The following is a 26,469-nucleotide window of genomic DNA, read 5'->3' on the forward strand; positions in this document are numbered from 1 at the left end:
TTACCACTTCCTGCATTCAACGGAAGGATTTGGTGGTCTTTGATAACAAAAAATTTTTTAAAGAAACTTTTTTACCTTTTAACCACTGGTATATCAACCTTTCCGGAGGGAGTCTACGTGTATTTCAGCTGGAGTTAATTAAAAAATTTAGCCGACCCGACTTATGGGACAGCCCCAATCGAGTAGGAGGGGTGGTTAACCCCGTCCTCTCACACCACCGTACGTACGGTTCCGTATACGGTGGTTCAATAGTTTGAGTGTGCTTTCTCGAAAAGTCGGTTTAGATTTTTTAAACCGACTTTTTCGAGAATCTCATTTGAAATGGCTCTGTGTAGAACATAACTACATGCGATACGCCAGTACCCTTTCCGTGTGTTTGCCCACTCCCAAGCCTTTGGTTTAGGAACTTTAAGTTTTATCAGACTCTTTTGTCTTCACTTTCTTCCAGCATTTCCATATGATTTGCCTTATTCTGCGTCTGATCCATTGATCTGAAACCAAAGCTGCAGTCGGAAAATGTTGGATCAATAATCTTCTCTATGACTTGTAAGATCGCTTGTTGAACAAAGCGGTCCAGCACGGTTGGTACTCCAAGTTTGGCGTTTTGTTCCGTCTTGCTTCGGTATTTCCACACGTTTGACAGGTTGTGGCTTGTAAGAGCCCTGTTTTATTTGTTGGATAAGTTCTTTTTTGTGTAGCGTAAGGTAACCGAAAAGGTCATCCACTTTCATCTCATCCGACCCCAGCGGAGCCTTTATTGGCTTCTCACCTCCACTGTTTCCAGGATTACTATCGTTCAGCCCTTCATCCTTTTGGATTACTATGGCTTCTGCTGACTTCTTAACATTCATCACACCATCACTGGTATGATTGTTCCTGTGGGAAATTCCTTCCCTCTTGTCGGGAACCCTGTTAAGACCTCTCCGGTTAAGTCTAACCACTTTCCTCCCATGTAGGTGCTGGATTTACTGTAAGGGATTCGGGCAGTATTGGACTTTGTTTTGTACAGCAAACTCATCCGTCCCTATTCAGCCTTCTATCTAGTTCCTGTTCGTCACCTCAGGATTTTGCATCCGGCTTCCTTCAGATTCCACCTCACGATGGACACCCTTGCCTACCGCTAACAGTTCCTACTGCCAAGCCTGTAGTGGACTTGCACCACCTAGCTGTTAGACATGCCGGGCGCACTATAAAAAACGCCCCTTCTCCATGAAGGGGCGTGATTGACATACGCGGTTCCACCCTTGTTACAGGAAAGCCGTAATAAACCTTACCTGATCTCAAGGCCGGGATAACGACCGGCAGACGTCAGCGCTTAATGAAGAGGTTCTTTTCAATAGCATATATCTACGAACCTTTGTTCAGCGCTGCTGCTCCAAGGTGGTAAGAAACAAGCCCTTTACAGAAAGCTTTCAGCCGAGGCTTTCTTCTCTGTCCTAAAGGAGAAAATGTTCCCCATGTCCTTTTCTAAGCATATTTCATAACAATTAGTTCTTCTGTAGTCATTATAGAAAGAGTTTAAAGGAAAATCAACCTTTTTAGAAAAACTTGGCCTGCTGCCATACCATAAACTGAAACAATCGAAGAGAAGTAACTTAATGATAGGAAACATCAGTTACAGAATTGACCTCTTCTGTAAAATAAAAAACTGTTTCAAAAGCTGATAATAAACAAAGCTTTTGAAACAGCAGATTTTTTATTGAAGAATTTTAATGTTTATTTTCTTACGCCCCCACTGCAGAGCTTCACTGCGATCTGAGAAAAATACGTCAATTTTATCTCCCTTTACTGCACCGCCTGTATCACCTGCAACTGCAGTACCGTATCCTTCAACGTATACTTCTGTTCCAAGCGGTATAACATCCGGGTCCACCGCAATCACTTTTTTATCCGGATTTGATTTCAAATTAATACCTGTAGCAGTAACACCAGAACAGCCGCTGCAATTTGCTGTATATGCGGTAGATGAAAACGTCATTTCACGATCAGCTTTTTGTTCCGATTGCTGGTTTGTATTCTTTTCAGACGAACTAGAAGAAACAGAGGCACTTCCTGTCACAGTAAGTTCTTGATTGGGATGAATAGTATTGGATGATAGATTGTTCCAGCTCTTCAGTTCTGACACAGAAATATCGTGTTTTGTTGCTATCTTGTATAACGTATCCCCGCTTTTGACAGTATAGGCACTAGACGCACCGTCTGATTGAGACGAAGCAGAAGCAACAGCTTCACTTCCTGTAACATTCAGTTCCTGGTTCGGGTAAATAATATCAGATGATAAATTATTCCAGCTCTTCAGTTCTGATACAGAAGCATTATGGTTTAATGCGATCTGATATAATGTATCACCGCTTTTAACTGTATATGTACTAGAAGCATCAGCGTCCTCCATTGACACACCAACAAATAACGCAATAGCCATTGTAGTCGCTGTAACTAGTTTTTTCATAATAATTCACTCCCTTATATATCCAACAATAGTAAATTTATCATAGGTATATTACAAGAGTGTATCACCCCTTTTCCGTTTCTATTACACTGTCATTACCGCAGCGAAATATTTCATAGCACCAAGCAGTGTTACAATAAGAAAATAGATACGTACTTACTAACAACAGAAGAATTATTTTCTATATTAGATAAATAAATGGCTATAAACAGTCGAAGTTTCAAGGAGGCTGCCATGGAATATATTGCTGCAGGCACATCAACTAAAAAGAACAAAATCCGGAAGAATGGTGGGCTGGACTTCTGGCTATTACGAAAAAATGGTTTGAGGAAAACGACATTAACCCTGAGTCGGTAAAAGCTGTGACATTCAGCGGACAAATGGAAAATGTCATTTTAATTAGAGAAGGAGAAAACACAGAACGTGCTATTTTGTACTCAGATATGAGAGCAGAAAAAGAAGCAGCTTGGATCAGAGAACATATTCCTGATTTAAGAAAGATTACAGCTAATCGTACAGCTCCTTCGACACCTTTTGCGAAACTTCTATGGATGAAGAAAAAAGGAGAAAAACCGGCATCGGTATTTTCAGTGCAAAAGATTATCTTATTTATAAATTAACCGGCTCTCTTGTGACAGACTGTGTAACAGGAGCCACTACCGGCATGATGAACATTCAAAGCAGAAACTGGCATCCCGGCCTGCTAGAATCAATAGAATGTGCAGAATTTTCCCTTCCTGCCTTATTAGAGCCTAATGAACTGGCTGGATATATGAATGAAGAAAATAGCGGGTTTAAAGATCAGACTCCTGTACTTTGCGGAGCAGGAGATGCTGGGGCAAGTACGCTCGGAGCTAGAGCTGTTTGTGAAGGTGACAGTTATTTCTACATCGGTACTACCGGTTGGACCGCAGTACTAACGAAAAAGAATACACCATCAAGTCCTGGGGTTTTCACATTGGCTCATGTTATAAAGGGAATGAATATTTCGATTGCCCCGCTCTTAAATGTTGGAAATGTGTATGAATGGACAAAAAAGATTTTTTTAAATAATGGAAGTTATAAGGGAGTTTGAAAACATTCTTTGGAGCACTGCACCAGGCGCGAATGGTCTTCTTTTTCTTCCATACCTGAATGGCGACGCTTCCCTGTGCAGGACAGCAAAGCGAAAGGAATATTTTGGGGAATCGGACCTCACACGTCGCAAGCAGACTTTATGAGAGTTGCTGTGGAAGGAATTTTTTATTCCTTGCGTCAAATCGCCAAATCACTGTTATCTGACATGAAAGGCACTATTACCTTAATCGGCGGAGGTGCAAAAAACAGAACATGGTGCCAGATACTTGCTGATATTACCAATCAAATAGTGATGGTTCCGGAAAATAGTAAGTATTTACCAGCTGTCGGAATAGCCTCTACTGCTTTTTATTATCTTGGCTGGATTACGAAGGTTTTATCAATGACTATATCAACAGTGAAAAAGTTCATATGTACCTTCCGGATCAGAACAACCAAATTGTCTATAATGAAGGGGATAATCAATATTTAAAACTATATCCAAATAATAAAGAAATCCAATAGCAGCAGCTTCATTCGCAGGTTCTATTTAATAATAAGGGAAGGTGATAATATGGATGAGCTTTATTCCATTGAAGAAATTGATCAATTTATTCAAGACCATAAACTAAGTTTTATTTATGTTTTTGCAGCCCATTGAAGTGTTTGTCATGCTCTTCTTCCCCAGGTTGAGGAAGTTTTAAAAGAATTTCCGCGTATTCAAACAGCCAAGGTAGATGCTGAAAAAGTAACAGAAACAGCTGGATTCTTTTCGGTGTTTACTGTACCCTTTTTAATTATGTATGCCGACGGTAAGGAAATGTTTAGGGATGCTCGTTTTATACATATCAATGATTTCAGAGAAAAAGTGAACAAATTGCACCAAGGTTTGTTGGAAGATGATTATAACTAAGAACAAAAGCGCAAGCGCCCTGGTCAGCCTCGACAGGTAAATGTTTTCCAATCACTAAAGGCGCTCTTACTTCCACAGGATGTGGTGACTTCTGCGTTGCGAACACGATGTTCGCGATTCTAGTAAAAGTTCCTTAAACCGTCTTGGGCCTCCGAGAGGCTGGGCACTGAAGCTAGACGCGGATCAAACAATTTGGAGATAGTTATCCACAACTTGTAAAAACAAATTTCCTAAACAATGAAAAAAGCTCCAGCATAAGGAGCTCTCGTAATATACCTTTAATTGTTTTTGGAAGACCACAAAGGCCACTCGGTTATTGGATGTGAAATGAGTTTTTCTTGAAAAATCATTTCAAAGGTTTGTACGGTACCTTCCTCACCATCAGCATATACATGAAGTTCTTTAGGTGCCAGACTTACAGCGGGACTGACTGCCATATACTCAAACGGAAGGCTTTTTTCAAAAACCAGGGCCGGTTCTAAATGATGAAGTCTCGTCCATTGATCTACCGGCCTTAGTTTTTCATCAAGAAAAATGGGTTTTTCTTTTAATAAGACATGAAGGACGGAACATAACGACGATGTATGCTTTAAATAATGGCGGCAGGCCTCAATCATCGTTTGGTATTCCTGCTCCCACTTATATTCGTCAATCGCTGCAGAGGCCGCTTTCATGAGAAGCTGATGATAATTACCAAGACGAAATGTAAGCATGGGCGCCCATTCTATGTCCTCATTATTTTTTATTTCTTCTGTCCATTCATGATAAACAAAATGTTTTCGTTTTTGTAATAGATTCGTTTCTGGCACTTCCTCTCTTTCTCCTTCTAAAAGAGAATGAGCAATCTCTGTAATAGCCTGGGCTTCTTCTTTGTATAAAAAGGTCTGTTCGATATATTCTTTGACCCAATGCAGTTCTTTTTCTTCAATCATGTAATCACAGAGAGAGGACGCAAGGTAAGGTATCATGCTTTCCTGCCACTGGTCTTCGGTACCGTGAAAATCCCATAATATCCTTTCTTTATGTTTGTATACCTCACCTGCGTATATACCTTTACTCTCCCAATTCTGTTTTTCTTTATGGAACCAATCAAAAACAACTTCACTATCTGTTTCACACGCAAAACCAATTGAGAACAATCCTTCATTCCCCCCTGCACACAAGGCATCACATTTTTACACTGTTAAAACTACGGCATTCAATGTACAGGACGTACAATGCCGTCATTGCCACAGAACGTGGCGTTTTATACTATCTAATGAACAATATTAAAACGGAGATAGTATAAGTGCATCTACGCCTCTGCCACCTTGCCGGCGTGTCAATCCACAATATAAGAGTGCCCCCATTAGAATATTTAACGTTACAGCTTGTTTACTGTGAGGCTGATCCCTTTAGACCTTATTACTGCCACTATCTTCTGCTCTGTTTTTATACCTATGGAAAGAAAAAGAAAAACATGCCTAAAAACATTGCGAAATAGGAAAACCTTCCGGAATTTCTTCCGGAAGGCCAGGTTTACTTTATTTTTTGCTTGTGTTCGGCGTGTTTGATAAATGTATTTTCATCTTCAATTAATCCGCAGGCCCCGCACTGCACTTTAAGATTCGGACCATTGTATGCGATATGAAATACTTCCAACTCTTCATCTGTGTATTGTTGAACCACTTCTCCAGACTGCGGATCTAATTTAACAGGGGTTGCAACTTGTTCAATAATATTAAAACGTGACCGGTTTGTTTTACAATTGGGGCACAAGTATGCCTTTGTCAAAACAGCCACCTCCTTAATGACTATTTTGCCCAATTTTTTATTTATTTAATAAAAAAAACGTTTTAATTTAAAAATCATATTTTCTCGATTAATTCTGCATTACGAAATCTTTTTCAGCTGTAGACGTTCCGTCAAAGCGGCGCAGAATATTGTATTTGGTATCACGCTGCGCTGGTATTTTGCCGGCTTCACGAATAAGCTGCAATATTTGATTCGTGTTTACCTTGTATGTCGTTCCTGCAGCGGATACTACATTCTCTTCCATCATCGTGCTGCCAAAGTCGTTACAGCCAAACTCTAAAGAACGTTTACCAGTTTCCGGCCCCATCGTGACCCATGATGATTGGAAATTAGGTATATTATCTAAGAATAACCGGGAAATCGCAACGTTTCTTAAGTATCCCTCAGGCGAAATAATTTCACCTTTCATATTGGTATTATCTGGCTGAAATGTCCAGGAAATAAAGGCAAGAAAACAATTGCTTTCATCCTGTGCATCCCGTATTTTCTGCAAGTGAAGAGCCCGTTCTTCATTCGACTCGGTCAAGCCGATTACCATTGTGGCGGTTCCGTGCATGCCAACTTTTTTCGCTGTTTTCATACAATCGATCCATTGCTCTCCGGTACATTTTAAACGACTAACTTTTTTGCGGGTTTCTTCGGTAAGTATTTCTGCACCGCCGCCCGGAAGAGAATCCAATCCGGCTTCATGCAGCTGTCTTAACACTTCTTCCAATGAAAGTCCGGACACTTCTACCATCTTGTAAATTTCTGCCGGTGAGAAGGAGTGCATGGTAATGCCTGGAAAACGTTTTTTAATCTCGCGCAGTAAATCCGTATAGTAGCTGAAGGGCAGGTCAGGATTGGTTCCACCCTGCATAAGAATTTCTGTGCCATCGACATCAGCGGTTTCCTGGATTTTCTTAAAAATTTCTTCATCAGACAGAACATATCCTTCTTCAGAGCCCGGTCTTCTATAAAAGGCACAGAAGCGGCAGTACGTGTCACAGAAGTTGGTATAATTAACGTTTCGGCCAATGACAAAAGTTGTCACAGGATCGGGATGCCATTTTTTCATTACTTCATTAGCGGCTGCTCCCATTTTTTCTATTTCATCACTTTCATATAATCGAACAGCATCTTCCATTGTTAAACGCTCACCATTTAACGCACGGGTGAGAATTGGATCTATACTCATTACAAAACCCCCATTAATAAAGAGTGGGAACCCGTATAAGATTCATCCCGGCTTTTCCCAGGCTGTACCTTACACATATACTATAAAATCTGGAACTAAATTTATCCTATCATAATTTCCTAAGGTTTTCCCAGTATAAAGAGATGAAATTTACATTTCACGGCGGTTTTTGCCATCTATGAAAACAGGTATTGTCAGGTGTTTAATTCTTTCCATAATACGTTTAGCTTTTAACTGCTCTATACCGCCTTTTTGGGAATAGGACAAATGCGTTTCAAGTTCCTCATAATCATAATTCGACGTGTATAACGTAGGCAGCTTTTCCATAAGGCGGTATTGTAAAATAACTCCTAAAACATCATCACGCACCCACGCTGACGTCGTTTCTGCCCCTATATCATCTAAAATTAAAACTGATACATTCTTTACGTTATCTATTTTTTCCTGTACGGATCCATCAGAAAGAGCCTGTTTCATTTCCCTGAAAAAATCCGGAACGTACACCATCATAGTTTGAATATCTCGTTCTGCTAATTCATTGGCAATCGCGCCCATCATATAGGTTTTACCGACACCAAATTTTCCATAAAGATACAAACCATTTGCATCTTCTCCAGGCTGTGCCTGCAGAGCAAATTTCAAGCATTGATTACTAGCCGACAAACGGCTTGCATGATCCTGCTCGATATCATCAAATGTTGCTTCTAATATCTCTTTTGGTATATACATACTTCTAATAAGAGCTTGCTGTCTTCTTCGTTCATCGGCCTGTCTTTTTAAACGGCAAGGGTGGTACGTTACTAAAGGCTGGCCTTTTTCCGTTTTAAGATCCGGCTGGTACCCCTGCATCATATTAGGACACTCTGTAAGACCTGGACATACATCACAATTCTGCCTTTCTCTTTTGTACTCAAAAAGCTTCATCAAGTACGGTTCAAGCTCTTTTTGCGTCCATTCAGGATGTTCTTCGAAAAACTCTTTAATCCGCGGGTAGGAGAGCACTTCCTGCTTTAATTTGTCATACCTGTGCCGCCAATCTTTGTTCTTCATAAAACGTTCTAAAGACGACCGGATAGATTCCATGTTAGGTCACCTCATTTTTGCCGGCTGCTTTTGCGCAGTCTCAGCATTTCCTCAAACTGCTGTTTTTGTTCTTTAAGATTAGAGTTATTTGATTTCTCTTGTGCCGAATTCTCTTCCTGCTGTGTCCCGTTTTCAAGCCATTTCGGCAGTTTATCCTTTCGAACATACGGGCGGAAAGACCGCGCTTGTCCTGATGAATTGACTTCTGAACTCCCTCCACTCTGCCACTGTTTTCTTGCTTTGTATTCTTGTTTGGCTAAATTCATGGCCCCTTTCACGGTATGAATATGTTTCCTCGACCAGTGTCCGGCTATCTTTTGAACAAGATTTTGATTTAGTTTCATATTGTTTGTTTTTAACACGTAGTCTATTAATACATTCACTACACCAGGCTGCAGCTGGTAATCAAATAATAACGACTCCACCAGCTTCACATCCGAAAGCGGCACCTTCGCACCGTCCGATATACTTTCTAGAAAAGTTAATGGAGAAGTTTGTTCATAAAAAAGAATCATTTTCTCCTTTTCCGTAGTTGGTTCTTTTTCCAGCATCGTACGGTATTTGTTTGGCTGTGTTCGCAGACCAAGGGCCGGCGGTTCACTGCCATATTCAAAACGATACCAATCTTGTACTTTCTGACGCAGCTCTTCTTGATCTAGCTTGTCATCTTTAGAAAGAGATTGCTGCACGATTCTGCTCATTTCTAATGGGTCGAGCCTGTACACAAATGCCAGACGCCGAATAATTGTTTTCACCTGCTCGTTTAATACCTTATCCGCATGAATAAAAGCCGGAAGATCCGCTTTTAATAGATCGAAATCAAACACATGATCGTTGAAATGAACATCTTGCGAAGAATAATTTCCTTTAAAATCGTGGTGTTCTTCTAAAGATGAGCTGTGGTACTGCGGCTTTATTTCAGAATATTGTAAGGAAGAAAAGACATCATTAAATGAAGCGGTCACTTCGGTATAAGCTCGTTCATCAACTGCTTCAATTAAAAATCGGCTTCTCAGCTGTATATATCGATCTTTACCAAGCTTATTATACAAAAAAACACTCAGAACATCATTCTGAAAAAATTGGGCAGGAGTCATGGGAGGCTGTAATTCATAAATAAATAACGTTGATTTTTCTTCCTGCCGGCGAAAAGTCCGCAACAGCCCGATCCCTTCTAAAATACGCCTTGCTTCATATATATCATCGAGCGGGAGGTTCAGCATCGCCATCAGTTCATGATGAGTTGCTTCTCCGCTCCAAAAACAATCTTTTTCCAGCTTGCTCCACAACATATTATATAATGAAACAGCCAATGTACCAGTTAAAGGCTGATATAATAATTGCAGCGTCTTATATTCTCTATCTCCTAGCTGATCTGCTGTTCGAACCGAATAGCGGTCAACAGGTAATAGTTCAGTCCAGTGAATCATGGCGGCCTCCCCTCCTAACAGTGTAAAAAGCGTGGAAAAAAGAGCTTAGGTTCTTTTCCTTAAGCTCCTCTTACTTTTCTTCATTATCATTATTAATTAGGTCTTTTAATTCATTTATAAAAACATTTATGTCTTTAAATTGCCGATACACCGAAGCAAACCGAACGTAAGCTACGTCATCCACACCAGCAAGCCTCTCCATTACCATCTCACCAATGTCTTCACTTTTAATTTCTGATTTACCTTCGCTTCTCAGCTGCTGCTCAACGTCATTCACAATCTCTTCCAACGTCTCTAAGGCTACTGGTCTTTTTTCACAAGCTCGAATGAGACCGCGCAATATTTTTTCTTTGCTGAACTCTTCTCTCGTTCCTTCTTTCTTTACTACAATGAGTGGAATTTCTTCCACAATTTCAAAAGTAGTGAATCGATAGTGGCAGCTGTCACATTCACGTCGCCTTCGAATAGATTTTCCTTCATTGCTTGGTCTTGAATCCAATACCCTTGTGGCATGAGAGTGGCAAGCTGGGCAAAGCATATTTTTATCATCTCCACTAAAAACCGGCTTTTACAATAATTACTTCAGCATCCTTTGAACCGTACTCTTACCGTAATCTTCCAAGATACACGGATGTAGTGTTTTCAGTGTATACTTAGAATCCGGCTTTTTTACGCTCATTTTTATATCTACTATCATACCATTTCCGATAACACATTGGAAAGATACTTCCTAACCATAAAGTACATCAGCAAACAGCGAATGTCTAACACTGCAAATCATATATTATCAGCCAGGTGCTTGAATGAAAAAAGAAGCTGCCTTTATCAAGACAACTCCTTCAAAAACTTTCTGCATTATTTCATTATGCGCTTACCATTGATTTTTTGTATATTTGTTTGCCGACATAACGAACCAGATCTACAACTCGACAGGAGTATCCCCATTCGTTATCGTACCAGGCCAGGATTTTCGCCTGCCTGTCATTCATTACCATTGTCGATAATCCATCAATGATAGAGGAATGTTCGTTGCCATTAAAATCTACTGACACAAGCGGATCTTCTGTGTAAGCCAATATTCCTTCCAGGTCTGACTGAGCCGCTTGCTGAAAGGCACGGTTAATGCTTTCTTTTGTGACTTCTTTTTCCGTATCCACAACAAGGTCTACAAGTGACACATTAGGTGTCGGCACTCTTAACGCCATGCCGTTCATTTTTCCATTTAAATTTGGAAGGACTTTTGAAATAGCCTTCGCTGCTCCAGTAGATGTTGGAATGATTGACTGCCCGCATGCTCTTGCACGACGAAGATCCTTATGTGGATTATCTATATTTTTCTGGTCATTTGTATACGAATGGACGGTTGTCATCAAACCGCTTTCAATTCCAAACGAACGATCGAGAACTTTTACTACAGGTGCAAGACAATTTGTCGTACAGGATGCGTTTGATATAACATGATGTTCAGCTGGATTGTAATCATGTTCGTTGACTCCCATCACAATTGTCACATCTTCTTCTTTTCCTGGGGCTGTAATCACCACTTTTTTAGCTCCTGCTTCAATATGAAGAGATGCTTTCTCTTTTGTTTTAAATTTTCCGGTCGCCTCTATTACTACATCTATCCCTAATTCCTTCCAGGGAAGATTTTTTGGATCTCGGTCGCTTAAAAGATGTATTTTTTTTCCTTCAACATAAAGGGCATCATCTTTTCCTTCCACTTCTTTATCAAATACACCATGAATGGAATCATATTTTATTAGATGAGCTAGTGTTTCAGCAGGATAACTGGCATTTACTGCAACCACTTCCAATGAATTATCGGTTAGCGCTTTTCGGAAGACCATTCGGCCAATCCGTCCAAATCCGTTTATTGCTACCTTTGCTCTCATATAGAAAAGCCTCCCTGCAATTTATGATATACTAATTAATCCCTTTTATAAAATTAGTATATCACATTAAACCATTTTGGTACTATTCAATTTTGAATTTTTTTTAGAAAACCGCAAAAGCCCTCAAAAATAAGATGTCCTGATTTAAATAACGTTCGGCTAATATCGTCACCTCCTGTGACAACGCCGAACTACTCCCATCCTGGGAGCCCTCGCAGGTAAATGTTCTCCAGGCAATAAAGGCGCTTTTACTTCCACAGGATGTGGTGGCTTCTGCGTTGTGAACAGGACATTCACGCCTTTAGCAGAAGTTCCTTCCACATGGGCCTCCGCGAGGATGGGCGGTGAAGCTGGGCAACAAAGCGCCTAAAATTAAATGCTTTATTACCTTTTAAAAAAGCTCCGGCCGGTGAAATCCCCGAACCAGAGCATTCTATGTTTAAATTAATTTCCATTCTTTTAATATATTTTCAAGCTGAGCTAACGATTGCTGTCTTGATTGATTGTTATCAATCACAGCATCCGCATATGCTTTTTTTTCTTCTAACGGCATTTGAGAGGCTATGCGGTTTTTCGCATCTTCTTCTCCCGCTTGATCTCTTTCCATTAATCTGTTTTTCTGAACGGCAGCATCCACGTATACTAACAACACTTTGTCTACCATAAACTGTAGGTTGTTTTCAATTAATAATGGAAGATCAAACACAAGGTTTGAATAGCCTTCCTGTTCATATTGGTTTTTCTTTTCAAGCATGCGCTGCCTGATTGCCGGATGTATAATTTGATTTAAAGTTTGCCGCTTTATGGTATCTCCAAAAATAGCTCGTCCTAGTTTTTTTCGAGCAATCGTTCCATCCTTTTCCAGGATCTCTATTCCAAATTGTTCTACTACTTTTTCGTAAGCAGCTTCTCCCGGTTCTACTACTTCTCTGGCAATTTTATCTGCATCGATAACAGGTATTCCGTATTTCTCAAATTGGGCGGCTATTAAACTTTTTCCACTTGCAATCCCACCTGTTAAGCCAATGATCACAGCCAACCCCCTCCTCTCTTAAAACACGTGAAAAGGAAGAGTGTAAAGCACAAGTCCTCTTCCTTTTCTATTTAATGTAAATTCCATAATCCCAGGCAAATAAGAAGTACTCCTGGTAAAAATGATAATTTTTGCACTATTTCAAATGCTGCTAGTTTTTTTCCGCCTTTCATTCCAATTGTTAAAAAAACAGCACACATGAAGGCGACAGCTCCTGCTAGTATAAAAGGAGACAATCCCAGTAAAGATGCTCCAATGCCAGCACCAAAAGCATCTAATGACAGCGCTGCTCCTAAAAATGCAGCTTCTCTGGTGCTGATACTGCCAGAACGGTCCATATCTGCTTCGTCCGGCCGTTTAATAATACTTACTACTTGGGAAAGCATGCCTTTTTTCTTTTTATCTTCTTTCGATAGAGATGGGTAATCTCCCTCTATTGGAGAAGATTTATTATCCTTTATCACTTGACTCAGTGCCCATATACCGATAAGAATTAAAATACCGCCTCCCATTGCTTCTGTTATTGCTGATGGCACATACTTTGAAAGCAGCGTGGCTGCAGATCCTCCTATTAAAACGGAAAATCCAGAACAAAAGCCAATAAATAAAAGAGATTTTACTGGCAGCTCCAGACCGCGTAATCCATATGCCAAACCAGCTCCAAAACTATCTACACTTACTGCAAATGCCAACAAACTTAAAGAAATAAGCTCTGTCATAGGAGATGGGCTCCTCCCTGTCTGCGTCTATGACAGTATATGGAAAGAGCCCATTCGGTGTTACTTCCCTTTATGAATCTAAACAATTTGCTGGCACGAGGAGCAGTAATGCGTTCCCCTGCCGGCAACGACGGTTTTTAATATTTCACTGCCGCACACGGTACAAGCTTCCCCCTGGCGCCCGTATACATTTAATTCAAGCTGAAACATTCCCATCTCTCCATTTCCGTTTACGTAAGAGCGTACAGAACTTCCTCCTTTTTTTACAGCACTTTCGATCGTTTCCTCGACCTTTGCATGTAACTTCTTCATTTGGCTGTGTGATAATTCGGAAGCTTTTGCATCGGGACGTATTCCTGCTTTAAATAAAGCTTCATCAACATAAATATTTCCCAGCCCGGCCACCGCCCGCTGATCTAACAGAACCGTCTTTACGTCTCGGCTTGTTTTTTGGAATGTTTCTTTCAAATAATCAGAAGTAAACGCCGGGTCCTCAAAAGGTTCTGGGCCTAGCTGGCTTAACGGCAGGGCACTTATTTCTTCTCCTTTTGGAAATAAGTGCATCGTGCCAAATTTTCGTACATCCTTATATCTTAATTCTGTTCCATCTGAAAAGAAAAATCGGACGTGAGTATGTTTATCAGGATCTAAGCCATCTCCCATTTCATACTTTCCTTCCATCCGCAGATGGGAAACTAACACATAGTCATCAAGCTGAAAGGTTAAAAATTTTCCCCGGCGTCCGATGTGCTGAATTTCCTGCCCATGCAGAAGCAGACAAAATGCTTCCGTATCATCTGGCTTTTTTATTATTTTAGGCCAAGACACTTCCACTTGTTCTACTTTTTTTCCTCTAACCAGCTTTGATAATGTTTGTCTTACTGTCTCCACTTCCGGAAGTTCCGGCATTGTTTCTTTCTCTCCTTATTTTGCATCATACCAGGTCGATCCGTAAGAAACATCCGCTTTTAAAGGTACATCGAGCATCATTGTTTGTTCCATCACTTTAGGTACGAGCTTTTTCATTTTTTCTACTTCTTCTTCAGGCACTTCAAAAATTAATTCATCATGCACTTGAAGCAGCAAACGACTGCTTAAATTTTCTTTTTCTAACGTCTCACTTACATCGACCATTGCCTGTTTAATAATATCAGCCGCTGTTCCTTGAATGGGGGTGTTCATGGCTGTGCGTTCTGCAAACGAACGGCGGTTAAAGTTTCTGCTCGTAATTTCCGGCAGATAGCGGCGGCGATTTAATAATGTTGTCACGTAACCTTTTTCTCTGGCTTCTTCTTTGACATCATCCATATATTCTTTTACATTTGGATAGCTGTCGAGATACCGGTTAATAAATTCCTGTGCTTCTTTTCTAGTTATCCCAAGGCTTTGAGATAAGCCATAATCTGAAATACCATAAACGATTCCAAAGTTTACCGCTTTAGCACTTCGTCTCATGTTGGAAGTAACCTCTTCTTCTTTGACATGAAAGACATCCATTGCCGTCTTTGTGTGAACATCCATGTTTTTCTGAAATGCTTCAAGCAGCCCCTGATCACCGGCAATATGAGCTAACACACGAAGTTCAATCTGTGAATAATCTGCTGCTAAAATCGTCCAGCCTTCTTTTGAAGGTACAAACGCTTTTCGGATCCGGCGTCCTTCTTCAAGACGAATCGGGATGTTTTGCAGGTTCGGCTCGGTTGAACTAAGCCGGCCGGTCTGTGTTATCGCCTGATTAAATATCGTATGAATTTTGCTAGTTTCTGGATGTATTACTTTTAAAAGGCCTTCAATATAAGTAGACTTCAGTTTCGAAACCTGCCGGTATAATAAAAGCTTAGGAATGATTTCATGCTGGTCTTCGAGCTTTTCCAGCACATCTGCTGAAGTTGAATAGCCTGTTTTTGTTTTCTTAATCACAGGAAGGTTCAACTTTTCAAACAGTACCGGACCCAGCTGCTTGGGAGAATTTATATTAAATTCCGTACCTGCAAGCTTGTGAATTTCTTTTTCTAGTTCATGAAGTTTGACATCCAGCTCTTCTCCCATTTTTTCAAGCTGTGTTTTATCTACTTGAACACCAGTTGTTTCCATCTTGCCTAGAATTATAGAAAGCGGCATTTCCAACTTTGTAAAAAGATCATACTGTTCATTTTTCTTTAACTCTTCTTCTAATATGCTTTTCAAAGAAAAGATGGCCTCTCCTTTTCGAACCAGGTGATCAGCCAGAGAACCTTCATCCGGGAGAGCTCGTTTTGCACCTTTTCCGTAGACTGCGTCATCCGTATTAACAATATGTTTGTTTTTCCTTACTGCAATATCTGCGATACTGTGAGAAGAGACCGATGGATCAATTAGGTATGAAGCAATCAACATATCATGCGTCACACCGGCAAGCGTAATGCCTTTCCACCCTAAAGCCACTAGGCCGCGCTTCGTATCAAACATATATTTCTCTTTAGAGTCGTCTGCTGCCCATTCTCGAAAAGTTTCTGACGAAATGGCCGTATCAAGCGGTATAAAATACCGGCCCATCTTATTAACGACCGCAATCCCCCAAATATCAGCATGGTGGTAGTTTTCACTTGGCACTTCTACCACTAGAGCAGAAGGACTGGCAAGTATCTCTTTTGAGATGGTTTCAACCTTTTCGTAGGCAATATCCTCTAGCTCTTGTTTTTCTTCTTCTACATCGTCAAATTTACTAAGAAGGGATTGAAATTCCAGTTCTTTAAACAGATCTGTTACAGCCTTTGTATCCAACTCTTTTCGCTTTAACGCATCGAGTTTTATTTCTAAAGGAACTTCTCTAAAAATCACGGCTAATTCCTTACTCATTAGAGCTTGCTCTTTATTCTCTTCTAGTCTTTCTTTCATTTTTTTCCCTGAAATGTCATCAATAGATTTCAATACTTCTTCTACCGATCCATGCTGTTTTAACAATTTTAATGCAGTTTTTTCACCAACGCCTGGTACCCCAGGAATGTTATCAGAGCTGTCTCCCATGAGTCCTTTCATATCTACTATCTGTTCCGGTTTAATTCCATACCGATCATGAATTGCTTGTATGTCATATGTTTCTACATTAGTGATCCCTTTTTTTGTAAGAGTAACGTATGTTTTGTCCGAGACGAGCTGCAGTAAATCTTTATCACCAGAATAAACCCTGACATCCCAGCCTTTTTGTTCTTCTGCCTGCTTTGACAACGTACCAATAATATCATCTGCTTCATAATTTTCGAATTCTGTATGAGAAATGTTAAACGCATCTAGCATTTCCCTAATTAAAGGCAGCTGTTCAGAAAGTTCTGAAGGAGTTTTTTGCCGTCCAGATTTATATTCATCATAGGTATTGTGGCGAAACGTGGTTTTGCCTGCGTCAAACGCCACAAGTAAATGACTTGGATCTTCTTCTTCGAGCACTTTTAATAACATGGTTGTAAACCCGTAGACGGCGTTTGTATAAACACCTTTGTCGTTATTTAGCAGCGGAAGTGCAAAAAAGGCCCGATACGCAATACTATTTCCGTCAATTAAAACAAGCTTGCTCAATGAGAAAGCTCCTCTCTATCTAAAATGGTTCGTAACACGTTTAATCCTAATACATTTTACCACACCAGGTTTTTTTACTTCCACAGCAGCAGACCGCTTCTGTGGGTCTTACCGTCAGTCTGTACAGCGAAAAATTTTCAAAAACTTACCAAAGAATGTTTTCCTATTAACTAAGTGCTTCTCCTCGTTGACGCTTGGTCCAAGATAACACCGTCACCTTTTTCCAGCTCTGTTTAAGACAAAAAGCAGCCCTTAAAATGAAGGACTGCTAGTGTCATTTTAGTCTACATATCCCATTAATATACGAGCATATGGTGAATCAGATGGAAGAACAATCACCGTTTCATCATCAATAGTCGTTTCATAGGTTTGCAGCGTTTTGTACATTTCATAGAATTCCGGGTCTTGGCTGAAAGCACTGTTGTATATTTCAGCAGCTTCTCCTTCGCCTTCCCCGATAATTTCTTCGGCATCTGCTTCAGCCGCAGAAACCATTTCTGTTACTTCCTTGTCCGTATTAGCACGAATACGGTTTGCTTCAGCATCCCCCTCTGACAAGTACTCTTGAGCTGTCGATTCCCTCTCTGAGATCATGCGCTGATAAACAGCTTTTTCATTATCCTCTGGGAGATCCGTTCTTTTCATGCGCACATCCGTTAATACTATCCCATAGTTTCCTCCTTCAAGCAGTTCATTCACGCGGCTGCTCACCATTTCATTAACATCGCCTCTCGCCGAATCATCTTCATTAATAATTTCTTCAAAGTTCAACCGGCCAAGCTCAGAACGAATGACAGAATTAATATAATTTGCCATAATTGACTCTGCATTTTCAATCGTCCGTGCATTCGCTATCATCGCTTGCGGGCTTTCTACTCTCCAGACTGCATAGTTATCAACGAGGACTCTTTTTTTGTCAAGCGTATTAATTTCAGCAGAAGTAATATCATAGTTCATTTGATATTTTGGCAGCGATGCTACTTGCTGTATAAAAGGTATCTTGGCACTTAACCCTGGCTGTTCTTCTATCCGCACAACTTCCCCAAACTGAGTAACCACTTTGTATTCTCCTTGCTCTACTATGAAGATGTTCATTATTCCAACAACAAGCAGAAACAGCAGTACTACAATAATGATGGCTGTTCGAATCCACCTTGTCCAGGAGCCGCCGGATTGTTTTTCACTCATATCAAATACGTTATTATCATCTGCCATCCGAATCGCCTCCTTGATCGGTTTTTTCTTCTCCAGCTCCGCTGTCCTGGCTGCTTTCGTTTGCTGCAGCTGCTTCTTCACTGTTTTTATCTAACGGGCGAATTGGCAAGTAATTTACAGTATCCTGCTGGCTGTCAATGATATACAGTTCAGAGTTTGGCAGGACATCTTCTAATGTTTCTAAAACGAGCCGTTGTCTTGTAACCTCTGGATCGTTCATATACTCATCATATAATGCATTAAAACGAGAAGTTTCCCCGCGAGCTTGTTCAATTCTTTCCGCTCTTCTTCCTTCGGCTCTAGAAATGATTGCGTCTTTTTCCCCTTCTGCTTCGTTCATTTCCTGGTTGCGGTACCTATTAGCTTCATTAATTTTTGTAAGCCGTTCTTCCCTGGCATCTGTAACAGCTGTAAAGGCCTGGCGCACCTCTTCAGTAGGCAATTCTACATCTTGCAGCTTAACGTCTAACACAGTGATCCCAATTCCATATCTTTCAATTAATTCAGTTAGAGATTCCAATACAGTTCCTTCAATTTCTGCTCTTTGATCAGTAAGAACATCATCTACCTCTGAACTTCCTATAACACCGCGGAGAGAAGCAGAGGATGCCTGGTATAATATGTTCTCTGGATCATTTGCATTAAATAAGTATTCTTCCGGATCTGTAATTCGCCACTGAACGACGAGGTCAACAAATAGTATGTTTTCATCACCTGTAATCATCTTCGCTTCATCATTATAATCCGTCACTTCGCCGTCATCCGACGCTTCATAGCCAACTCTTAAACTATTGGTAGAAACAGGCAGAATCTCAGCTTTTTGAATAGGCCATGGCAGTTTAAATTTCAGGCCGGGTTCTGTCACTGTTTCATCTACTCTTCCAAATGTAATGAGAGCAGCTTGTTCCGATTCATCTACTGTATACCAGCCTGTAAATAAAAATAGGGCTAAAATTACAATACCTAATAATGAAAAAAAGCCCAATATAACTTGTTTTATGTTTAACAAATGCTGTTCCCCCTTCTATCTTCCTATCTATCTCTTACGAACCAACCCCCAGGCAAGTTTCATATAAATCGAAAGATTGTACTAATTTCCTTGTTACTCCATTTATTTAAACTTTCGATGCAGAAAGCACCTTTTTTATTATATTATAAATGAAGCGACTTTCCAGCCCTTATTGGAAAAAGTTTCGTATAATCTGCATAAAAAACCTGACTTTTCGCCAATTACTCAAGTCATATAAGAATAATACAGCTTCAATTCCCTTGCGTATATGAAAAACTCAGCTGTCTCTCACTTAACTAACGTTAAAAAGACGAAAGCCAAGGGGAGGCTTTCGTCTTTCAAAGGGGATGTTTCAACCTGTCAGCTAGATCTGAAGGGATGAATGAAAGATCTGCATAACAGATAAATGAAACCGTTCCCTTTAAATGATAGTACTAGAAAGTAAATGTGCCGTTTAGTTCGTGTTAAGGTTTTGTAAAGTTTGGTTTATTTTGTAAGACTTTTGGTTTTCGGGAAATGGACAATAAAGGTGGTTCCTTTATCATTTTCACTTTCCACATCAATGGTACCGTGATGGGCTTCTACTAAGTGTTTTACAATAGCGAGCCCAAGACCGGTGCCGCCTGAATTTCTGCTTCTGTCCTTATTAACCCGGTAAAAACGTTCAAAAATGCGTGGTAATTCTTCCTCACTAATACCAATACCCGTGTCTTGAACAAACACTGTAACAAATCCTTTTTCTTCTTTTACTTTAATGCTAATGTGTCCTCCTTCTGGTGTGTAGACAATAGCATTTGTGAGAAGGTTAATGACAATTTGTTTAAACCGTGACGTATCTCCAACCATTGTTACATTTTCGGGTACATCAACCAAAAGCTCAAGCTCTTTTTTATCGGCTTTTGGCTGTAACAATTCGACAACCTCTCCAACCGCTTTGGTCACATTGACATTTTGCCAGTTTAATTGAAAATATTCTTTTTCGATTTTAGAAAGCTCTAATAAGTCACTGATAAGATTTTGAAGACGGTCGCTTTCTTTCCAGATTATATCTAAAAACTGTTTCCTTGCTTTCTCATCTTCCATCGCTCCGTCAAGAAGGGTTTCAGTAAATCCTTTTAACGAAGTGACAGGAGTTTTTAATTCATGAGACACATTGGCCACGAAATCTTTTCGAATCTGCTCAAGTTTTTTCAATTCTGTTATATCGTGCAGAACGAGAACAATGCCGCGCAGCTTGTCTCTTTCCCCAACAATTGGCGCGCCAAATACGTCATAATGATGGACGGTCAAACGAGTATTAATTTGTATCTGGCTTTGGACTTTTGATTCTGTTAAAAATATTTGCTGAATTAATTGTATAAGCGTTTTGTCTTCAATAACCTGATGATACAATTGCTGCAGCCATTGATCCGTATCGGCTTCGAATATATCTTTACAATACTGATTGATTAAAGCTATGTCTCCACGGTCATTAATAAATATTAGTCCGCTGCCCATATGGTCGATCAGCGCTTCCAGCCTTTCTTGCTGAGTCTTATAACGTCTTGTGATTTGATCTAAATTATAAGCGAGGATATTAATCGAGCGTGTCAGCTGACCGACCTCATCTTTACTTCCTTCATAGGTTCTAGCTTTAAAGTTTCCTTTTGCTAATTGGTTAGCTACTTCGGTTACTTGGCCGATTGGGCGGGTAAGCTGGTTTGCAATACGGTAACTTATCGTCATTATAATAATAAAAGCTAGCGAAAAACTTACAGCTAGAAAAACCCATATTTGCTGGTTCACTTCATGCACACGTTCTACTGGCATAGCTAAGCGTACATACCCGTCTTGCTCATTTTCAGTTTGAAACGGATACGCATAATAAAGGAGTTCTTCCTCTGCAACTGAGCTATAACGTATTGTTGTACCGCCGTCTTCATCAGCGTCTTGAATTTCAGGAACTTCTTCATTGCGTTCGACCGCTTCGAAGTTCTCTGCTGTTTCAGCAGCAACGTCTCCATTATCTTTTATTATAGTAATCCTCACATCGAGCCTGCGGCTTAACTCTTCTGCATACTGCTGCCATTCGGATTCGGCTATGTCTTCTATGGATAAAGCTGCAAGAGAAGCTTCTTTTCCAAGCCTTTCTTCTAATTGGTCAATATAAAAACCTTTCAGCAGCTGGCCGACAAGCATTCCTAAAGCCGCTAAAACAAACAATATAGTAATCATTAATCCAAAAAGAAGTCTTGTACGAAATTTCATCATGCAGACGGTGGCTCCTCAAATTTATAGCCGAGTCCTCTCACTGTCTTAATGTAGACTGGTTTTTTCGTATTGGGCTCAATTTTTTCACGCAAATGACTAATATGTACATCCACAATTCTTGTATCCCCTACAAACTCATAATTCCATACAGCATTCAGGAGCTGATCTCTTGTCATGACTCGTCCTTTATTATTAGCTAAATATAATAGCAATTCAAATTCTTTGGGAGTGAGTTCTAAGGGATCTTCTTTTACGTATACTTCATAGTTTTCCGGAAATATCGTTAGATGACCAATAACCATTTTTTTATCAATTTGTCGATCTGCTTTTAGTTCCGGTGCGTAATCCACCCGTCTTAATATAGCTTTTACTCTTGCTACGAGCTCTCTTGGACTAAATGGTTTCGTCATATAATCATCTGCACCAAGTTCAAGGCCGAGAACTTTGTCAAATTCATCATCTTTTGCTGTCAGCATTAAGATAGGGACATTCATTTTCTCCTGCCGGATTTGTCTACAAACCTCGAGTCCGTCAATTTCAGGCAGCATTAAGTCAAGCACTATCAGGTCGTAAGCAGTATTTTTCACTTTTTCCATTGCTTTTTTTCCTTCCATGGCCGTGTCAACCTGGAATCCGGATTGTTCTAGATTGTAGGAAATTAAAGTGGTAATAGATTCTTCATCATCTACAACAAGCAATCTTTGCGGCATATTTTTTCCTCCATCTGCCCCGGCACCCCTTTTGCCAGCAGCTTAATTAATCCGGTATCATTATTATCCCCTTTTGCTCTTATCATACTATAACCTCCCGTATACACTCAAACGAATGTTTCTTTTAGTGATAAAGACCCTGTTAGATCATGTACTATATAACTTGTTATTTATTTCGTTTACCTAATTAATAGGAAATAGTTACTGTTATAATCAAACTTTCTACTCAAGGATATTTGTCGTATTGGATAGTATTTTTTGTATAATAGTTTATTTTTCAAAATTTTGGAAAAGGAGTGAAATGTGATGTTTATTACTAGAAGAAGACAGCGAAGCAAAATAACTGCTGCTTTTCTCATCTTTGTTTTTTTAGCATCAGTGATCTTTAACGGAGCTGGTGCTAAAGAAATGAAAGATGAGGAAAAACTTGCGGCTCTTGTCGGTGATCATAATCTTACAAGTAATCAAAGGGAAACGGTACTTGTAGAATTAACGGAGCCTGGTTATATTGAAGGAAAACAACAAGGACAGACAATTTCAAAAAAGAACTTACAGACCGCACGGAGCGAAGTAAAAGATAAAATAAAGAATAAAATTAACTCCCCAACAATCAAAAGAGAATACGACCATGTATTTTCTGGATTTTCATTAGAATTGAAAGGAAACGATATTCCTGACCTATTAACAGTGGAAGGAGTTAAGGCAGTATATCCGTCGGTAGAATATGAAGTGGATGTACAAGCACCTCTATCCATACTTAAACAAAAAGAATTTCATCCGCAAATGAATGATAGTGCACCATACGTAGGAGCACCTGAAGCATGGGAGCAAGGATTAACCGGACAAGGAATTACTGTTGCTGTCATTGATACTGGCGTAGATTATACCCATCCTGATTTAGAGCATGCTTTCGGAGATTACAAAGGATATGACTTTGTGGATGATGACGGTGATCCTCAAGAAACACCGCCGGGTGAGGAAGAAGATGTAGAAACAAACCATGGAACTCATGTTGCTGGCACGATTGCTGCTAATGGAAAGATGAAAGGAATTGCACCTGATGCAAACCTGCTTGGTTACAGAGTGCTGGGTCCCGGTGGAAGCGGAACGACAGAAGATGTCATAGCAGGGATTGAACAAGCTGTTGAAGACGGTGCTGATGTTATGAACCTATCGCTCGGAAACATCCTAAATGATGCGGATTATGCCACAAGTATTGCTTTAGATTGGGCGATGGCAGAAGGAGTTGCAGCTGTTACCTCTAATGGTAATGCCGGGGATGCAAACTGGACCGTAGGCTCACCCGGAACCTCGCGTGACGCGATTTCGGTCGGAGCTTCCCAGCTGCCTTATAACTTGTTTGAAACCGAGCTTCTTTTAGATTCAACATCGTTTTCAAGTGCAGAGGTAATGGGTTTTCCAGCAGAAGAGGATTTATTAGCACTCCAAGATGAGTCAAGAGAACTGGTATTCGCAGGTCTTGGAAGTAAAGAAGAATTTGAAGCTATTCATGCGGAAGGGAAAATCGCTCTAATGGTACGCGGCGAACTTGCCTTTGTAGACAAAGCTGCCAATGCAAAAGAAGCCGGGGCTGACGGGGCAATCATTTATAATAACGAAAGCGGCCCAATTCCTTTCTATATTCCAGGAATGGAAGTACCGACATGGAAGCTGGATGATGAAGATGGACAGAAATTGGCTGAAGCTGTTCGTTCAGGGAACACGGACCTTTCCATTACGTTAGAACCTGCAGGAGAAATAGGAGAAACCATTGCTGATTTTTCTTCAAGAGGACCTGCTTTCGGCACGTGGATGATTAAACCTGATGTAAGTGCTCCTGGTGTTGATATAACTAGTACGGTACCTACTCATGATGAAGAAGACCCGCACGGTTATGCTTCTATGCAAGGTACGAGCATGGCAGCTCCACATGCTGCAGGTGCAGCTGCTCTCATCCTTCAAAAGAATCCTGATTGGATGGTTGAAGACGTGAAAGGCACACTTATGAATACAGCGGAATCATTAACAGATCCTGAGGGCGAGGTCTATCCTCATAATACTCAAGGGTCAGGTAGTATTCGGATTTCCGAAGCATTAAATCAAACAACCATTGCTGTACCTGGAAGCCATTCTTTCGGAACCTTCTTAAAAGACAAAGGAAAACAAAGCGAACGTCAGCACATTACTGTAAAAAATAATTCTAATACAACAAAAGATTATAACGTAGATGTCTCTTTTAAAGGTGATCAAAAAGGTATTTCTGTATCTACTTCCAACAATACAAAAATAGCTGCCGGAAATTCAAAAAAAATTAACTTAAATGTAAAAGTTGATGCTGCTAAGCTAGAGGAAGGGCATCATGAAGGCTTGATCAGCCTTTCTCATGCAGATGAAACGATTGAAATTCCTACCATTTTCTTTGTAAAAGAGCCTGATTATCCTAGAGTAACACATTTTTCTTTTCAACAAGAGGAAGACGGATCCTTCCAGATGGAAATGTATACACCAGGTGGGGCAGATACAGCTGAAATTGCTCTTTATAAAGGAGACGAATTGGAATATCAAGGTATAGCAGCAGAAGGATCCAATTTAGAGCCGGGTTATAATACTTTAACGTGGAACGGTCTTCTAAACAACGAGAAGCTTAATCCCGGCACGTATCACTTATTCGCTTTTGCCCAAAAAAACAATCAAGTGGATTATGTATACGGCGGCGAATTCACAATCGAAGAGTGAACAACTATTCACCTATAAAGTTTTGTACTTTTTTAACACTATAAAGAAGAACAAAAGCGCAAGCGCCCTGATCAGCCTCGACAGGTAAATGTTCTTCAGTCATGAAAGACGCTCTTACTTCCACAAGGATGTGGTGACTTCTGCGTTTCACTTTCGTCGCCAAAAACGCCACGTCCTGTGGCATTGGCGACATCAGTACGTCCTGTGCGTCTTTAGCAGAAGGGTCCTAAAGGATGTTCGACTAAGAACGTCACGTCCTGTGCCAACGTCGAACTGGCTTGCACAGGATGTGCTGACTTTTGCGTTGCGAAAACGATGTTCGCGATTCTAGCAAAAGTTCCTTAAACCGTCTTGGGCCTCCGAGAGGCTGGGCGCTGAAGCTAGACGCGGATCAAACAATATGGAGATAGTTATCCACAACTTGTAAAAACATAATTTCCTAAACAAAAAATAAAAGTCAGCTGCTGTTAACAGAGCTGACTTCTTTTTATTATTCTTTTGGAAGAGCCTCCATTACACTGCGAACGGACTCTACTGATTTAGCAAACTGGGATTTTTCTTCGTCTGTTAAATCCAGTTCAATAACTTTCTCTATACCGTCACCGCCAAGTACTGTAGGTACTCCAACGTACAGGTCTTCGTATCCGTATTCTCCTTCGAGGTAAGCAATGGTTGGAAGAACGCGCTTTTTATCTTTCAAAATGGCTTCTACCATCTGGGTAAGGGAAGCAGCTGGTGCATAGTAAGCACTTCCGTTGCCCAGTAAACCGACGATTTCTCCGCCGCCTTTTCTAGTACGTTCCACAATAGAATCAATACGGTCTTGAGAAATCAGTTTTGTTAATGGTACGCCGCCTGCATTGGAATAACGGATAAGCGGTACCATATCATCTCCATGTCCGCCAAGTACAAACCCTTGAATATCTTCAACTGAAAGACCCAGCTCTTGAGCAACAAACGTACGGAAACGTGCGGTATCAAGTACCCCGGATTGACCGATGACCCGGTTTTTAGGCAAACCGGATTCTTTATAAACTGTATACGTCATTGCATCAGCAGGGTTAGTAAGAACAATGATATAACAATCCGGGCTATGTTTTACAATTTCTTTTGTTACTGACTTCATTATTTTAGCATTTGTGTTTACGAGATCATCTCGGCTCATCCCAGGCTTTCTTGCAATCCCAGCTGTAATAACAACAACATCAGAACCAGCTGTATCTTCGTAATTAGAAGTCCCTGTAACATTAACATCGGCGCCTTCTACCGGTGTAGCTTCGAGCATATCCAGCGCTTTCCCTTTGGTCGGATCTTCCATATCAGGAATATCAACTAAAACGACATCACCAAGCTCTTTTTGTGCGGTCATTAATGCTGTCGTAGCGCCGGTAAAACCGGCACCGATGACAGATATTTTTCTACGTTTAATTGCCATTAATATTGAACCTCCT

Annotated in this window: 25 protein-coding genes and 1 pseudogene; 7 read left to right on the top strand and 19 right to left on the bottom strand. The window is 40.4% G+C overall.

The window, feature by feature from the left end:
• Positions 1-257 (top strand): hypothetical protein (locus ACE1TI_RS03840; protein WP_375006261.1); only part of this gene is annotated, 257 nt, incomplete at its 5' end.
• A gap of 267 nt (positions 258-524) precedes the next feature.
• Here the strand turns inward: ACE1TI_RS03840 and ACE1TI_RS03845 are convergent.
• On the bottom strand, positions 525-851 hold the full coding sequence (locus ACE1TI_RS03845) for a hypothetical protein (RefSeq protein ID WP_375006262.1): 327 nt from the start codon (positions 849-851) through the stop codon (positions 525-527).
• A gap of 845 nt (positions 852-1,696) precedes the next feature.
• A complete protein-coding gene (locus ACE1TI_RS03850) occupies positions 1,697-2,449 on the bottom strand; it encodes a LysM peptidoglycan-binding and 3D domain-containing protein (protein WP_375006263.1) in 753 nt (250 codons plus the stop codon).
• 234 nt (positions 2,450-2,683) lie between these two features.
• On the opposite strand from ACE1TI_RS03850, the gene ACE1TI_RS03855 reads away from it, so the two are divergent.
• The 5 genes and pseudogenes from ACE1TI_RS03855 to ACE1TI_RS03875 form a co-directional block, all read left to right on the top strand.
• A complete protein-coding gene (locus ACE1TI_RS03855; RefSeq protein ID WP_375006264.1) occupies positions 2,684-2,806 on the top strand; it encodes a hypothetical protein in 123 nt (40 codons plus the stop codon).
• A complete protein-coding gene (locus ACE1TI_RS03860) occupies positions 2,758-3,069 on the top strand; it encodes an FGGY family carbohydrate kinase (protein WP_375006456.1) in 312 nt (103 codons plus the stop codon). Before ACE1TI_RS03855 ends, ACE1TI_RS03860 begins: the two co-directional genes overlap by 49 nt.
• The gene (locus ACE1TI_RS03865) at positions 2,997-3,524 is read left to right on the top strand and encodes an FGGY family carbohydrate kinase (RefSeq protein ID WP_375006265.1); all 528 of its coding nucleotides are present in this window, start codon (positions 2,997-2,999) and stop codon (positions 3,522-3,524) included. The genes ACE1TI_RS03860 and ACE1TI_RS03865 overlap by 73 nt, the downstream gene beginning before the upstream one ends.
• 75 nt (positions 3,525-3,599) lie before the next feature.
• Positions 3,600-3,998, top strand: a complete 399-nt coding sequence (locus tag ACE1TI_RS03870; protein ID WP_375006266.1) for an FGGY-family carbohydrate kinase — start codon at positions 3,600-3,602, stop codon at positions 3,996-3,998.
• 186 nt (positions 3,999-4,184) lie between these two features.
• Positions 4,185-4,418: pseudogene (locus ACE1TI_RS03875) on the top strand (thioredoxin family protein); the annotation flags it as partial.
• A gap of 278 nt (positions 4,419-4,696) precedes the next feature.
• Here ACE1TI_RS03875 and ytxC read toward each other — a convergent pair.
• The 15 genes from ytxC to ACE1TI_RS03950 form a co-directional block, all read right to left on the bottom strand.
• Positions 4,697-5,557 (bottom strand): sporulation protein YtxC, encoded by an 861-nt coding sequence (gene ytxC, locus ACE1TI_RS03880; protein ID WP_375006267.1) that lies wholly within the window; start codon positions 5,555-5,557, stop codon positions 4,697-4,699.
• Positions 5,558-5,936: 379 nt separating this feature from the next.
• Positions 5,937-6,191: a DNA alkylation repair protein gene (locus ACE1TI_RS03885; RefSeq protein WP_375006268.1), complete on the bottom strand. Its 255-nt coding sequence runs from the start codon at positions 6,189-6,191 to the stop codon at positions 5,937-5,939.
• A gap of 88 nt (positions 6,192-6,279) precedes the next feature.
• Positions 6,280-7,389 (bottom strand): cyclic dehypoxanthinyl futalosine synthase, encoded by a 1,110-nt coding sequence (mqnC, locus tag ACE1TI_RS03890; protein ID WP_375006269.1) that lies wholly within the window; start codon positions 7,387-7,389, stop codon positions 6,280-6,282.
• A 150-nt stretch (positions 7,390-7,539) separates the two neighbouring features.
• A complete protein-coding gene (dnaI, locus tag ACE1TI_RS03895; RefSeq protein ID WP_375006270.1) occupies positions 7,540-8,472 on the bottom strand; it encodes a primosomal protein DnaI in 933 nt (310 codons plus the stop codon).
• An 11-nt stretch (positions 8,473-8,483) separates the two neighbouring features.
• Positions 8,484-9,902 carry a replication initiation and membrane attachment family protein gene (locus ACE1TI_RS03900; RefSeq protein ID WP_375006271.1) on the bottom strand — a complete coding sequence of 473 codons (1,419 nt, stop codon included), beginning with the start codon at positions 9,900-9,902 and terminating at the stop codon, positions 8,484-8,486.
• 70 nt (positions 9,903-9,972) lie between these two features.
• Entirely contained in the window at positions 9,973-10,440 is a 468-nt protein-coding gene (nrdR, locus tag ACE1TI_RS03905) for a transcriptional regulator NrdR (RefSeq protein WP_375006272.1), read from the bottom strand.
• 325 nt (positions 10,441-10,765) lie between these two features.
• The gene (locus ACE1TI_RS03910) at positions 10,766-11,794 is read right to left on the bottom strand and encodes a glyceraldehyde-3-phosphate dehydrogenase (protein ID WP_375006273.1); all 1,029 of its coding nucleotides are present in this window, start codon (positions 11,792-11,794) and stop codon (positions 10,766-10,768) included.
• Positions 11,795-12,233: 439 nt separating this feature from the next.
• Positions 12,234-12,827 (bottom strand): dephospho-CoA kinase, encoded by a 594-nt coding sequence (gene coaE, locus ACE1TI_RS03915; RefSeq protein ID WP_375006274.1) that lies wholly within the window; start codon positions 12,825-12,827, stop codon positions 12,234-12,236.
• A 71-nt stretch (positions 12,828-12,898) separates the two neighbouring features.
• Positions 12,899-13,546: a sporulation membrane protein YtaF gene (ytaF, locus tag ACE1TI_RS03920; protein ID WP_375006275.1), complete on the bottom strand. Its 648-nt coding sequence runs from the start codon at positions 13,544-13,546 to the stop codon at positions 12,899-12,901.
• Positions 13,547-13,624: 78 nt separating this feature from the next.
• A complete protein-coding gene (gene mutM, locus ACE1TI_RS03925) occupies positions 13,625-14,455 on the bottom strand; it encodes a DNA-formamidopyrimidine glycosylase (protein ID WP_375006276.1) in 831 nt (276 codons plus the stop codon).
• Positions 14,456-14,470: 15 nt separating this feature from the next.
• Complete coding sequence (gene polA, locus ACE1TI_RS03930) at positions 14,471-17,098, bottom strand: DNA polymerase I (RefSeq protein WP_375006277.1); 2,628 nt, start codon at positions 17,096-17,098, stop codon at positions 14,471-14,473.
• 279 nt (positions 17,099-17,377) lie between these two features.
• A complete protein-coding gene (gene hflC, locus ACE1TI_RS03935; RefSeq protein WP_375006278.1) occupies positions 17,378-18,313 on the bottom strand; it encodes a protease modulator HflC in 936 nt (311 codons plus the stop codon).
• Entirely contained in the window at positions 18,303-19,322 is a 1,020-nt protein-coding gene (gene hflK, locus ACE1TI_RS03940) for an FtsH protease activity modulator HflK (protein WP_375006279.1), read from the bottom strand. The genes hflC and hflK overlap by 11 nt, the downstream gene beginning before the upstream one ends.
• A 486-nt stretch (positions 19,323-19,808) precedes the next feature.
• Positions 19,809-21,572, bottom strand: coding sequence for a two-component system histidine kinase PnpS (gene pnpS, locus ACE1TI_RS03945; RefSeq protein ID WP_375006280.1), 1,764 nt, complete (start codon positions 21,570-21,572; stop codon positions 19,809-19,811).
• Complete coding sequence (locus ACE1TI_RS03950) at positions 21,569-22,282, bottom strand: response regulator transcription factor (protein WP_375006281.1); 714 nt, start codon at positions 22,280-22,282, stop codon at positions 21,569-21,571. The genes pnpS and ACE1TI_RS03950 overlap by 4 nt, the downstream gene beginning before the upstream one ends.
• 306 nt (positions 22,283-22,588) lie before the next feature.
• Between ACE1TI_RS03950 and ACE1TI_RS03955 the strand changes: the two genes are divergently transcribed.
• Positions 22,589-25,018 carry a S8 family serine peptidase gene (locus ACE1TI_RS03955; RefSeq protein WP_375006282.1) on the top strand — a complete coding sequence of 810 codons (2,430 nt, stop codon included), beginning with the start codon at positions 22,589-22,591 and terminating at the stop codon, positions 25,016-25,018.
• A 4-nt stretch (positions 25,019-25,022) separates the two neighbouring features.
• Here the strand turns inward: ACE1TI_RS03955 and ACE1TI_RS03960 are convergent, their stop codons facing one another.
• Positions 25,023-25,181 carry a hypothetical protein gene (locus ACE1TI_RS03960; RefSeq protein ID WP_375006283.1) on the bottom strand — a complete coding sequence of 53 codons (159 nt, stop codon included), beginning with the start codon at positions 25,179-25,181 and terminating at the stop codon, positions 25,023-25,025.
• A 327-nt stretch (positions 25,182-25,508) separates the two neighbouring features.
• On the bottom strand, positions 25,509-26,453 hold the full coding sequence (gene mdh, locus ACE1TI_RS03965; protein ID WP_375006284.1) for a malate dehydrogenase: 945 nt from the start codon (positions 26,451-26,453) through the stop codon (positions 25,509-25,511).
• Between the last annotated feature and the right edge of the window lie 16 nt (positions 26,454-26,469).

The sequence above is a fragment of the Alteribacillus sp. JSM 102045 genome (genome assembly GCF_041949975.1).
Classification (GTDB): domain Bacteria; phylum Bacillota; class Bacilli; order Bacillales; family Marinococcaceae; genus Alteribacillus.